Source organism: Clostridium sp. CS001 (assembly GCF_020443565.1).
Lineage (GTDB): Bacteria > Bacillota > Clostridia > Clostridiales > Clostridiaceae > Clostridium_AD.
Map to the genome: position 1 here is coordinate 158964 of NZ_JAIZZN010000004.1, position 13042 is coordinate 172005.

Genomic DNA, 13042 nt, shown 5'->3' on the forward strand with positions numbered 1-13042 from the left:
ACAATTTCATATCTATATCATATACTATATATTACCACTTATTCAACTCCTCTTTTATAGTGGCCTCTAGTATAGTTTTTAAATTCTCCCTGCCATGTTCTTTCCATATAGTTTTTTAGTACTTCTATAGTCTCTTCATAACTTTCATGGATAAAATCTAATCTAAAAGAAGAAATATTGTTTTTTGTAATTTCCCCAATGTTTGCGATTAAATTTACAGGCACATTATTATAAATATAACTTCTGCAATATTTGTCCGTATTAATACTAAATTCTTCACCCATTCTATCTTTAAGTGTATAACATCCCTTAGTGCATTTTTCAATACAAGCTTTATCTGAAGTTTTATTACCGAAAACACTTCCTATAGCGCAATATTCACTAACCATAAGTTCATATTTCCCATAAACCATTATTTGAAGTGGCAAAGAGCTTTTCACTGCAATCTCCTTTATTTCCTTTTGATTTAACTCTGCACTAATACAAGTTCCTGTTAAAAAACTCTTATAAAAGTCTCCGGCATATCTATTAAAAACATTTAATTTATAATCCCCAATTATAGATATTTTCTTATGGAACCTACTAATTATACCTAGATTAGCAGTAACAACGCCCTTTAACTTATCTATATTATCCTCAATATACGTGCATATAGTTTCAAACTCTTCCCTTATAATACTAGGGGCCTTGAAATAAATATTTACATCATAGTCTTTAATGTCAATATTGCTCCCTCTCATAAAAGGATTTATGGCAATATTATTAAAACCCATTTCAATTGCTGCTCTTAATTGATCATTATTGGTCACATGTATAAGTGTCTCCGGCATAATACTTTCTTTTTTGCTCTTAGCTTTTGAATAATTTTTTTCATCTAATAACCTAAATTCTTTTCCATAATTAATTTCTTTGCTGCTTTTTCCTCTTTTGTATCTTCCTATTATTTCACTTTGGATATTATCAGTTAATTCTCGTCTAACTGAGTTAAGTGAGGCCATAGGAAGAAATCCTTCTTCAAAAATCTCAAACCTTACTTCATTTATTTTGAAAGGAGTGTCTCCTGTTTTTGAAAGGCTTTGAATTATTCGATCCTTATCAAGTGGTTTATTTACAGCAACTTGAACCATATCTCCTTGTGCACTAAATATCTTTCCTAGATAATTTGCTCTTATGACAAATGGATTATTTACACTAAACTCTATGGATAAATCCAGATCCATTTTACGTTTAAATGCATCACTGTAACTTTTAGATAAATCATTCATTAGTTCATTATCAGAAATCTTATATAAAAGGTCTCCTGCCTTAAATTTAGTGGGCTTTAATAAAACCTTATCCCCGGGAAATGCTTTTTCTATTTCAATTCCATTTTTAATGATTTTAGATATAACAAAACCATCATCACCAAACATTACACCATCTTTTAAAGCTACATTTTCTAATAGTATTACTGTTAAATCATTATTAACTTTGCCGATTTTCAGTCCAGAATTTTTAGGAAGATTGTATGCCATCATATCTTTTCCGGTATTACCGTATAGATATGCCTTTGAAAATCCTTCTCTATTAAATAGTTGAGTTAAAACTTTAATGTCCTTATCTAACTTTTGTATTGTATTATTATAGATATTGTCAAGTTCACGTCTATATATCTCTACAACACCTGAAACATATTCTGGTTTTTTCATTCTTCCTTCAATTTTCAGTGAAGAAGTACCTGTTGCTACTATATCCTTTAAGTTTTCTATTGTGCAAATGTCCTTAGGACTTAAAAGGTATGCTTCATCTTCTCTTCCAGTATTTTTATCTATTAGTGTATAAGGTAATCTGCAAGGTTGTGCACATCTGCCTCTATTTCCACTTCTACCACCAATAATGCTGCTCATAAGGCACTGCCCTGAATAGCATATACATAGTGCTCCATGAACAAAAATTTCTGTTTCTACTTTTAGTATGTTAGATATATAATCAATTTCATTTAAGCTAAGTTCTCTTGAGAGAACTATCCTCTTAAATCCAATTTCCTTTAAAAACAAGGCAGCCTCACCATTGTGAACTGTCATTTGCGTGGAAGCGTGAATTTCAAAGTCAGGGAAATTACTCCTTATCAAATAAATAAGACCAGTATCTTGAAGTATCAAAGCATCTACTCCAACATTATATAAAAATTCTACATACTGCAAAATTTCTTTTAATTCATTATCCTTAACTAATGTATTTAAAGTAACATAGACACGAACTCCATAAATATGGCAATAGTCTACTGCCTTAGTAAGATTGTCATTGTCAAAATTAAAAGCATATGCTCTTGCCGAAAATTTACTTCCTCCTATATAAACTGCATCTGCGCCCATTTGTACTGCTGCATATATACTCTCCATACTTCCTGCTGGGGCTAGTAATTCAATTTTCTTCATCTTCATCTTTATCTCTCCTATTAACGTTCTATGTTTTATTATACATTAAAATTTGTGATAAATTAAGAAATTTAGTACTATAATTTTTTTTACTTACTTTAGATTGCTAATTAATAACTAATAAAACCTCTACCACAAAAGTGATAGAGGTTAAAATTAAATTTTAAATTTACTAATACTTTCTCTTAAGTTGTCTGCAAGAGCATTTAAGTTTTCTGCCGCCCCTACTATTTCTTGAAGTCCTGCTGCCTGTTCTTCAGTAGATGCGCTTACCTCCTCTGAAGTTGCTGCAGTCTCTTCTGACACAGCCGATGCACTTTCAATTCTTTCACTTACTATATCTTTGTAGTTATTTATTTCTTTAAGGGAGCTATTTACACTATTCATATCATTTTGAAGTAATTCCATTGCTTGTTCAATTTTTATAAAAGTTTCATTAGTAGTTTGTACGCTTTTATCAGTTTTAGCATTCAGTTCCTTAGAATTCACTGTTTGCTCTAATACTTCGTTAACACTCGTTCTTATTACATTTATCACTTTATCAATTTCTGAAGCTGAAACGGACGATTGTTCTGCAAGTTTTCTAACTTCATCTGCAACTACTGCAAATCCTTTTCCCGCCTCTCCTGCTCTTGCTGCTTCTATACTAGCATTTAAAGCTAATAGATTTGTTTGCTCCGTTATTGCTTTTATAGTATCAGTTATAGCACTTATTTTAATAGAATTCTCTGCTAAAATCTCTACCTTCTTAGCTACGTCATCATTAGCCTTTGTGTTTTCTTCAAATACTTCTCTTAAATTATTAACTACTATTATACCTTCCTCTGTTGACTGTTTAACATCTAAAGATGCTTTAATCATATTCTTAGCATTAATAGTAGATTTATTTACTTCTTCCCCTAGTGTATTAGAGTAACTGACGCTTTCCTCTAAAATTTGAGACTGCTCGTTTGCCCCTTGTGCAATTTGCTGCACCGCTCTTGCAACTTCATCTCCTACAGCATTTGACTGCTCAGTAGTTGCCGCCAAGGATTCTGCTGAATCCTTAACTTTATTTGAGCTCTCTACTACATTTTTTAAAACTACAACCATATCTTCTATCATATTATTTACAGAATTAATAATTTGTTGTATTTCTAAGCTAGCTTTTTGATCTTTCTCTGCCCTTTGAGTAAAATCGCCTTCCTTAATTTTTTCTAAAACATCAACTAATTTTACCATTGGTCTTGTTATTTTACCTGAAAACACCTTTCCCACTAGAATTACAAATACAACTGATAATAATAGAACTATAAAAGGCATTGTTAATCCTTCAGTTATTTTTGCCGTTTGTTCAGCTAAAGGAATAAACCCTACTATTGTCAAATTAGTTTTTTCATTTACGGCCTTGTATACTAAACATTTTTGACCATCTATACTTGATATGATCTTGTTTTCCTTTAAATCCATTATATCTTTTATCCAAGATTCTTGCTGCGAATTTTTACCTAATAAGCTCTTGTCTTTATGTGCTATAATTGTACCTGTACTATCTAATACAGCTGAAAACCCATCTTTACCTAATTTAATACTTGATACAATATTAGATACCAATTCTAAATCTATATCTATTGCCATTACTCCAACAAGTTTACCTTGGTTATCTTTAACTGTTTTTGCGAAAGTCATTAAATATTTTTTAGTAATAGCATCCTCATAGGGTTTTGTTACAATTACTTTTCCATCATTGTTAACTGCAGCTTTATACCATTCCCTTGAAGTTGGATCAAAGCTACTATCTAAGTCAGCCTTAGGTACAATATATGTTTTTTTATCTACAGTACCAAGATATATACTTAATGCATCTGTATGGGTTTTTGTAAAACCCTCAAAACTTTTAATTAACCATTGTACCGAATCCGGATTAGCATTAACCATCATAGCGTTTGGATCATTGGATAGCATATTTGTAGATTCATAACTAGTTTTATATAATGAAACTATAGATTCATCGATCCTTGAAATGCTTTGATTTGATATACTATCAAATTCACTCTTTAAATTTTTTGATAAACTATAGTATGTTCCTACTGAAATTGATATTATTGGCAAAAATGCTACTACAACTAATAATAATATTAACTGAAAACTCAGTCTTTTACCCTTTGAATCCTTATTTTTTGAACCATCTTTGTCGGATATGCTTTTCTTCATGATATTGCCCCCCTATTTATTTTCTAATACTTTATATATCGACATTTTTTTCTCGTTCTTTAGTAATTTAAGTATTATTTATTGATAATATTTTTAAATTCATTCTGTTTTTTCAAAAAAAAAAAAACAATGAGCCATTTAAATGACTCATTGTTTTAAGTATATATATTTTTCAAAATAAGTTTTTAAGACTGTAACTTCCAAATATATTCCCCTAATTTATTAATGTACCCAATTTTCTTACCTACTTCAACTCTTGCAATCCCATTGTTAAATTCATAGGCTTCTTCAAAATTTGGCTCTATGACCATTTCACCTTGGCAGTCTATATAACCCCACTTTTCTCCTATTTGAGCAGCCATTAAACCTTCACTAATAATATCCAAGTCTTCAAACTTAGTAGGTATTAAGATGTTTCCCTTTGTATCAATACAACCATACTTTTCATTGTTACAAATAATAGCTACACCATTATAAAAATTATCTGCCCATTGAAAACCAGGTTTTATAATTAGCTCTCCACTAAAATTTATATACCCGTATTTTTCTCTAATTTCAACTGGCGCCAGTCCTTCACTAAACTCACCTGCAACTGTATACTTGAGTGGTATAATATATTCACCTTTACTATTTATATACCCGTACTTTCCATTAGTGCAAACTAGTGCAATACCATTCTTAAAGGCATAGGCATAATCATAATTTTCTTCTATTATAACTTTGCCTTCTCTATCTATATAAGCTATTTTACCACCTATTTGTACTGTTGCTAACCCTTCACTAAAATCATTAGCATCTAAAAACTCCAAAGGAACTATCTCTATTCCTTTACTATTTATATATCCCCATTTATATCCAGTCTTTACTGCTGCTCTTCCTTCCATAAAAAAATTGCCTTCTTCATACTTAGGCTCTACTATAAGTTTACCAAATAAATCAATATAACCAATCCTGCCTTCTAATTTTATTGCTGCAAGTCCTTCATTAAACTGCCAAGCTTCATCATAAATAGGTGCTATTATAAATTCCCCGGTCTTATTTATAAAACCGTATTTTTCCTCTAAAGCAGCTATTGCCAAGTTTCCTTGAAACTCCTCAGCATAATCAAACTTAAATTCTATAACTTCATTTCCGTCTTTATCTATATAACCATATTTCTTTTTTAACTTTACTGGATATAACTCTTGCTCATTGTTCATAACTATACCTTCCCTTCATTACTGCCTTGTGTAAACTATATACTATCATTATACACTAAATTCTCTTAAATTTATTATAAAATATTCCCTTTTACTCTATTTTAATATATAAAACATTATCCTCAACTTTCTCTAGTACATAACAATTTAATTAGTTTATCTTTTGTTTTACTTTTCAATTGTAAGATACTATTAATTAAATTTTAAATAAAAATAAAGATATATTTAAAACTAATTTAAATTTATAGAAAATACAGTTATTTTCATTGCATTAAGTCGCATTTTGTATTATATTGATATAGCATTGTATAAATATAACAACAAATATAATGGTAATTTAATTAAAGATCAATTCAAGTATTAATCAAGAATTTGCAGGGGGAATAATTTAATATGAAAACTAAAGACAAAACTAAAGACAAAACAAAATCTAAGCATTTATCTTTAAAAGTGAAAATAGTAGCTTCTTCACTTTTAGTACTTTTAACAACCTTAATTATTTTTTGTTCTATTATGGTATTAATTGTAAAGAATAAAATGGAGCTTCAAATGAAGACTGATGGAAACATAATTGTTAGTCAGATTAAGGAACGACTTTCATCTAATCAAACTGTTTCAAAGGAACTTGACACTCTACTAGGCGAAAAAATTGTTAGTTCAGCATATCTTATTGGTACGACTCCAAATGTTTCAAATGAATATCTTGTAAACGTGTCTAAAAAGTTAAATATTGACGAGATTAATGTAGCTGATGCAAATGGAGTTATTATCTTTTCAAACATGTCAGGCAACTTAAAATATAAATACCCAGAAGACCATGCAGTTCAAAAAATTATAAAAGATAAGAAAACTGAAGTTATTGAAGAAATCCGTCAAAGTGGAAACTTAAAGGATAATTATTATAAATACGGTGCTGTTGCAACACCTAGTGGTGGGTTTGTTCAAGTTGGAATTCTTGCTAATACAGTTAACACTATTCTTACTTCCGTAAGTACTCAATCACTTATTGATGAATTAGGAAAGGACACAAACATTGCATATGCTTTAACAATAGGAAAGGATTTGAAAGTACTTACACACACTGAAAAGGATCGAATTGGCAATGTACTAAAGGATGAAGGAAGTATTTCTGCCGCTAAAGATGGCAAAGAGTATTCTTCTATTTTTATGTACAAAGACGTTGAGAGAGTTTACGATGTATTAGTACCTATTTATGAAAATCAACAACATATAGGTGCTGTGGATATAGGTGTTTCAATGAGAAATGTTCAGTCTGCCATTAATTCTGTATTAACAAGTTCATTTTTAATAACACTTGTTTCTTTCATATTAGGTTCATTACTACTAGTATTGTTAGTTTCAAAACTTATTAATCCCTTAAAAAACTTAGTAACACTTGCCAATGATGTTTCTAATGGAGATTTAACAAAAGAAATCAAGGTAAAATCTAAAGATGAAATAGGTCTTTTAAGCATAAGCTTCAATGAAATGATTGTTAATCTTCGTAACGTGACTAAAAAGATTAGTGATATTTCTACAATGTTATTATCTTCTTCAGAGCATCTGTTACATTCAGGAGAACAAAGTTCCATGGTTTCAAATCAAATTGCTTCAGCAGCCCAAGAATTGGCACATGGTTCAGAAAAGCAATTTATTGCTACAGAAGATATTTCAAAGAACACTATAAAAATAGCCAATAATATGGATACTATTAAAGAAGAAATAACTAGTGTTTCTCAAAATGCAGATGAGACAAGTTCTTTAGCAAATGATGGACGAGCTAAAATGAATGATCTAATAACTCAAATTAAAGTTATAAAAGACAAAGTAGATTACTTGCTCTAAATGCTTCCATTGAGGCTGCAAGGGCTGGAGAATCTGGAAGAGGTTTCTCTGTTGTTGCTGAAGAAGTAAGAAAACTAGCTGAGGAAACTATGGAGTCTTCTAATAGCATAAAAAAACTTATACAAAACACTCAGCAAAATGCTAAAACCGCACTATCTTCAATTGAAGAAGGCAGTTTAGAAACCCAAAAGGGCACAATTAATGTGCAAAATGTTGATAATTCACTTACGGAAATTATTGCAGCATTTGAGGTTACTAAAAACAAGCTAACTGTTGTAACTAATAATATACTACATTCAAATGAAATTACTGAAAGCTTAGCAATAAGTTCAGAAAACATAACTAAGGTTTCAGAAGAAAGTGCCGCTGCTACAGAGGAAGTTGCTGCATCTATCCAAGAACAATCAAGCACCATCGATGAGATGTCCTCTTCAATTAGACGGCTAAAAGAAATGGCTGTAGATCTTCAAAATAGTATTAAAATATTTAAAATTTAGCATATAAGATACATCCATAGACTCTACAAAAGGAATTGTCTTTATAAAAAAGCTCCCATTAAAGCATAAGTGTATTACTGCGCACTTTGTTTTAATGGGAGCTTTAAATTCTATTTGCTTATTTTCCTACGTTTATAAACGAATCTAACTATTAAAAGTATAATAGTTAAAATCACCAAATAAGGTATGCTTATTGATATTACTACAACAAGATCTTTTCCAAAATTAAGTAAAGATTTTAAAGAGGAAGTAAATCCATTTATAATTTTTCCTCCAAAAGAACCAGGATCTTCTTTGATGTCATAGACTTCACTTAATTCTATACTTAGCGTAGAAAAATCTATAAGATTATCCCATTTCTTAAGATTTCCAGTTAAACCTTCAATTTCATATCTAACACTAGTTAATTCCTTTTCTACTACAATTATATCTTTGAGTTCGCCAGTTTTCTTTAATAATTCTATCAGTCTTTCTTCTTGAATGTTTAAAGATTTTAAATGTGCCTGAGTATCAAAATATGCACTTGTTACATCCTCAGATGAAATTTGCTTACTTGTAATGCTTCCTACTTTTCCAACATCTAATATAAAATCATCAAACTTTGTCTTAGGGATCCTTAAGGTAAATTGACCCCTTCTTCTTTCTTCATACGATTTCGACTCAATGCTTTTACCAGATACATTTGAACTTTGAACATATCCCATAGCAGTATTGGTCTTACTTAAAATATATTCTACTGTTTCATCGAAGTTTAAAGTCTCCATCTGTATTGTTCCATTTCGTATTATCTTACCCTGACCCTCTAACGAATTGCTTGAAAGAGGAGTATGTTCCTTCCCTACCGTAGAATTATTATTGGATTTAGCATCATCTTTCACTACATTACCGTTTGTTCCGAAACCTGCATCAGCCTGTGGAACTGGCATACCCACTTTATTTTCATTACTTGCAGTTCCCTTTTTACCACACCCTATAGCCAAAACACTGATTAAAATAATTGCTACTATTATTGCTATTATATTTTTAGACTTCCTTTTCATAAAATTTAACCCCCCTGTAAATTTTCCTATATATAGTTATATACGTATGTTATGTATTAAAGTCGCATACTTTTTCAAAGTATGTAATTATATCTTAAAATATACATGATTCTTATCACCTTTTTAATTAAATCGGAATACTATTATAGTGAAAGGGGTGTATATGCATGAATTCTAGAGAAAAGTTTACTGGAAACAAAGAAGAGTTTTACTTTTTCTTAAAAGATCAAATTGTTAGATTATTCAAGGAAAAACTCAAAATAGAGGGAAACCCTGTTTTAATCCCAGACAATGAAGAATTAGATTATCAAATTAAATTTGATAGCGATGAAACTTATGGTGATTTTGTAATTAAAGTTAAATGGGGAGAAAAACCAGAAGGAATTGAAGACTTTGAAGAAGATCTAAAACAAGATTTAAAAGAAGATTTAAAAGAGGATGAGGATAATCCTTTTGAGTTTTAATTAGTTTTTAAGAAACATTCTCTGAGGATGCCTTATAAAAGTAGTATTTATTAAATTCATCTATTAACTAATACTATTTTAAATTAGTTTTCTTTTCCTTAATGCAAAAGTAAGCTCCTCAGGGCTTTGTTTTCATTTTATAGAATTAAAAGGAGGTTATCTTGTGGAAGAAGAAAATATAAACTTAATATTATCTCAATATGATATTGCGGTTACTAATATAAGAAATGAATGCAATAAAGGAAAAAAAGCAGTTTGGTGGATAAAAACAAAAACTGGTGATAAAATTTTAAAAAAACATTCCTGCTCCGCTAAAACTCTTGAATTCATACTTGCAGCTGTAGAACATTTAGGTAACAACAAAGTTAAACTTCCTAAAATCATTAAAACAAAACAAAACACTAGATATATAAAAGGAATAGATTGTTGCTATGTTCTAAGTGATGCCATACCTGGAGTTACTCCAAATGAGGACAAACCCCAAGAATTAAAAATTATTGTAGAACAATTAGCTAACTTTCACTATGCTTCTAAAAATTTTGTTCCCCCCACTGATTGTAAGATAAGAACTCATTTAGGACTTCAAAAGGAAGAATTTGAAAATCAAATGAATAAAACAAAAGGCTTTTATGACATGGAACTTTCAAAATCTACTCATTCGGAATTTGAATCAATTATCATAAACGCCTTTCCTTACTTTTACAAAAGAATGCAACTAGCTATAGCTGAAAATCAAAAGTCTGGATATGAAAAATGGGTTGAATCTGATAAAAACTTAAACTGCCTTTGTCATCAAGACTTCACCGCTGGAAATTTAATTCTTACAAAATCAAAAGAAATATTTGTTTTAGATATAGATTCTATTAGCATTGATTTGCCGATAAGAGATATAAGAAAATTTTTAAATAAAGTAATGAAAAGGCGGGGCACCTGGGACTTAGCCCTAACAAAACAAATGCTACAATGGTATAACAATATAAATCCTCTTGAATCTTGGAAATGGCAAGTCCTTAAACCAACAATAACCTTCCCTCATCTCTTCATTGGGATAATGAGTAAATACTATGAAGGACGCGAAGCTTCCTGGACTGAAGATAGATATGTACAAAAATTAAATACAATGATAAAAACAGAAAAGTCTATAGAACCCATTCTACAAAATTTTGAAAAAATTATTCCTTCATAGGCTAATATAGGAGGCATTATTATGGAAACTGAATCAACTAATTATTTAGAACTTGGAAGAAAAGTTCTTCTAGAATACAATATAACACCTCAAAATTTACAAATATTACAAAGTAAGGGTCTGAAAACATTATGGAAATTCTCCTATAAAGGTACTACTTTATGTCTCAAGCGCTTGAAACATTCATTAGAAGAAGCACTTTTCTCAGTAAATGCTCAAATATATATAATAAATAATGGCGGTAATGTGCCAAGAATCCATCTTAATTCTAAAGGAAGCCCCATTACACAATTTAACGAACAATTATTTGTATTATATAGTTGGGTTGATGGAAGAGATATGAATTTAGAGAATCCAAAAGATTTAACTTTAGCTTTGCAGGCATTGTCCAAATTTCATATTGACTCAATAGGATATGTTCCACCAACTACATCAATAATATCTTCAAAACTCGGCAAGTGGCCAGTTCAATATGAATCCATGAAAAATAGAATGCTAAAAATAAAAGAACTCTGCATACAAACACCTAATAATCCATCTTATTCCACCTATATAAAGCATATAGACCCCATTATAGAAGTTTGCAATAAATCAATTACTTTAATTAATGATTCGCCTTATAGTTCTTTATGTAGCATTAATCAAAAGGATTCCTGCTTATGTCATCAAGATTATGGAACTGGAAATGTAATGCTATCAAAAGAAGGATCTACTGTAATAGATTTAGACGGTGTTACCTATGACTTATCCATTAGAGATTTAAGAAAAATTATTGGTAAAAGGATGATGAAGTCTCAAAATTTTAATCCAAATATATTTGAATCCATTTTGAAATATTATGAAACAAATACTACTCTATCACTTGATTTAAAAAAAGTTTTAAAAATTGATTTAATGTTCCCTCACTGGTTTTTTGGACTTGTAAAAACTTTGCATAAAAGTCCTAAAGCAATAGAAAGTGACAAGATTTCTTCTATTTCAAGGTTCGAACTAAATAAGTTTTCTATTTTGCAGAGATGGCTTTAAGAGGAGTGTTATTATGAAAATAGCTTTTATTTGTACAGAGAAACTTACCTTCCCTCCTATTAATGGTGGAGCAGTTCAAGTATATCTTGAAGGTGTCCTACCTATATTATCTGAGCATCATGAAATAACTGTGTTTTGTATACAAGATCCTAAGTTGCCAAGCAGAAATTCTGCAGATGGTATAAAATATATCAGGTTACCTGCAAGTACCACAGAAGAGTATGTACGAGGAATAAAACCCTATCTTACAAATGACTTTGATTTAGTGCATGTATTTAATAGACCTCGCTGGGTTCCATTTTTGAGTAAAGATTTGACTTGTGCATTTAGCTTAAGTTTGCATAATGAAATGTTTCCGCATAAAAAAATCAATCCCGAATTAGCCACTGCATGTATTAATAGAGTAAGTTTCATTACAACAGTAAGTCAGTTTATTGCAAATGGAGTAAAAGAGTTATATCCTTTTGCCGCAAGTAAACTTCGCCCTGTATATTCTGCAGTAGACTGTAATATATTTAACCCAATTTGGGAGGATGACAAGAGCTCCTATAGAAATATTTTACGTGCAAAATATGGTCTTCAAAATTATAAAACAATATTGAATATAGGCAGATTGACGCCAAAAAAAGGTAACCATATTGTATTAGATGCTATGAATTCTGTTATGAAATCACATCCAAATACTGCTCTAATGATTATAGGAAGCAAGTGGTATGGTGGAAATGAAAGTACTGATTATATACAATTGTTAAAGAAATTATCTAAAGAACTAAAAGGACCGGTTATCTTTACAGGCTTCTTAAGTCCTAATGAAATTCCAAAGTACTATAGCATAGGAGATGTATTCGTATGTATGTCGCAGTGGCAGGAACCTTTAGCAAGGGTTCACTATGAAGCCATGGCTGCTGGATTACCTATTATAACCACCAATCGTGGGGGAAATGCAGAGGTAATGCAAGAAGGTGTAAATGGTTATGTTATGAACGATTATAATAATCCAAGGGTGCTTGAGCAAAATATAGTTCGTCTTCTTGATAATGAAGGCTTAGCCCATAGACTAGGGATGAATGGTAGAAAAATAGCCTTGGAGAAATATAACTTTAATAGGTTAGCTAATGATTTATTAAAACTTTTTGATAGTGTAAAATAAATTTAGGTTGATTGAGGGGTGTAAC

At 30.4% G+C, this 13042-nt stretch carries 9 protein-coding genes and 1 pseudogene; 6 read left to right on the forward strand and 4 right to left on the reverse strand.

Annotated features, from left to right (window positions below):
• Positions 1-38: 38 nt before the first annotated feature.
• The 3 genes from LGK97_RS04735 to LGK97_RS04745 form a co-directional block, all read right to left on the reverse strand.
• Positions 39-2417: a DUF3656 domain-containing U32 family peptidase gene (locus LGK97_RS04735; protein WP_226258630.1), complete on the reverse strand. Its 2379-nt coding sequence runs from the start codon at positions 2415-2417 to the stop codon at positions 39-41.
• A 156-nt stretch (positions 2418-2573) separates the two neighbouring features.
• Positions 2574-4610: a methyl-accepting chemotaxis protein gene (locus LGK97_RS04740; protein WP_226258597.1), complete on the reverse strand. Its 2037-nt coding sequence runs from the start codon at positions 4608-4610 to the stop codon at positions 2574-2576.
• Positions 4611-4795: 185 nt separating this feature from the next.
• Positions 4796-5809 carry a WG repeat-containing protein gene (locus LGK97_RS04745; protein WP_226258598.1) on the reverse strand — a complete coding sequence of 338 codons (1014 nt, stop codon included), beginning with the start codon at positions 5807-5809 and terminating at the stop codon, positions 4796-4798.
• A 780-nt stretch (positions 5810-6589) separates the two neighbouring features.
• Between LGK97_RS04745 and LGK97_RS04750 the strand changes: the two genes are divergently transcribed.
• Positions 6590-7654 carry a methyl-accepting chemotaxis protein gene (locus LGK97_RS04750; protein ID WP_413228418.1) on the forward strand — a complete coding sequence of 355 codons (1065 nt, stop codon included), beginning with the start codon at positions 6590-6592 and terminating at the stop codon, positions 7652-7654.
• Positions 7633-8151: pseudogene (locus tag LGK97_RS04755) on the forward strand (methyl-accepting chemotaxis protein); the annotation flags it as partial. The gene LGK97_RS04750 and the pseudogene LGK97_RS04755, both read left to right, overlap by 22 nt.
• Before the next feature lie 110 nt (positions 8152-8261).
• Here the strand turns inward: LGK97_RS04755 and LGK97_RS04760 are convergent.
• A complete protein-coding gene (locus tag LGK97_RS04760) occupies positions 8262-9191 on the reverse strand; it encodes a DUF4349 domain-containing protein (protein ID WP_226258600.1) in 930 nt (309 codons plus the stop codon).
• 167 nt (positions 9192-9358) lie between these two features.
• Between LGK97_RS04760 and LGK97_RS04765 the strand changes: the two genes are divergently transcribed.
• The 4 genes from LGK97_RS04765 to LGK97_RS04780 all read left to right on the forward strand — a co-directional run bounded on the left by LGK97_RS04765 (position 9359) and on the right by LGK97_RS04780 (position 13017).
• Positions 9359-9655 carry a hypothetical protein gene (locus tag LGK97_RS04765; RefSeq protein WP_226258601.1) on the forward strand — a complete coding sequence of 99 codons (297 nt, stop codon included), beginning with the start codon at positions 9359-9361 and terminating at the stop codon, positions 9653-9655.
• Positions 9656-9818: 163 nt separating this feature from the next.
• Entirely contained in the window at positions 9819-10841 is a 1023-nt protein-coding gene (locus tag LGK97_RS04770; protein WP_226258602.1) for a CotS family spore coat protein, read from the forward strand.
• A gap of 21 nt (positions 10842-10862) precedes the next feature.
• Positions 10863-11867 (forward strand): CotS family spore coat protein, encoded by a 1005-nt coding sequence (locus LGK97_RS04775; protein WP_226258603.1) that lies wholly within the window; start codon positions 10863-10865, stop codon positions 11865-11867.
• A 13-nt stretch (positions 11868-11880) separates the two neighbouring features.
• Complete coding sequence (locus tag LGK97_RS04780; RefSeq protein WP_226258604.1) at positions 11881-13017, forward strand: glycosyltransferase family 4 protein; 1137 nt, start codon at positions 11881-11883, stop codon at positions 13015-13017.
• Positions 13018-13042 lie beyond the last annotated feature (25 nt).

Coding starts and splice junctions, on each gene's coding strand:
- LGK97_RS04775 (WP_226258603.1), top strand. CDS start 10,863: ATGGAAACTGAATCAACTAATTATTTAGAACTTGGAAGAAAAGTTCTT.
- LGK97_RS04740 (WP_226258597.1), bottom strand. CDS start 4,610: ATGAAGAAAAGCATATCCGACAAAGATGGTTCAAAAAATAAGGATTCA.
- LGK97_RS04765 (WP_226258601.1), top strand. CDS start 9,359: ATGAATTCTAGAGAAAAGTTTACTGGAAACAAAGAAGAGTTTTACTTT.
- LGK97_RS04745 (WP_226258598.1), bottom strand. CDS start 5,809: ATGAACAATGAGCAAGAGTTATATCCAGTAAAGTTAAAAAAGAAATAT.
- LGK97_RS04735 (WP_226258630.1), bottom strand. CDS start 2,417: ATGAAGAAAATTGAATTACTAGCCCCAGCAGGAAGTATGGAGAGTATA.
- LGK97_RS04760 (WP_226258600.1), bottom strand. CDS start 9,191: ATGAAAAGGAAGTCTAAAAATATAATAGCAATAATAGTAGCAATTATT.
- LGK97_RS04750 (WP_413228418.1), top strand. CDS start 6,590: ATGTCAGGCAACTTAAAATATAAATACCCAGAAGACCATGCAGTTCAA.
- LGK97_RS04780 (WP_226258604.1), top strand. CDS start 11,881: ATGAAAATAGCTTTTATTTGTACAGAGAAACTTACCTTCCCTCCTATT.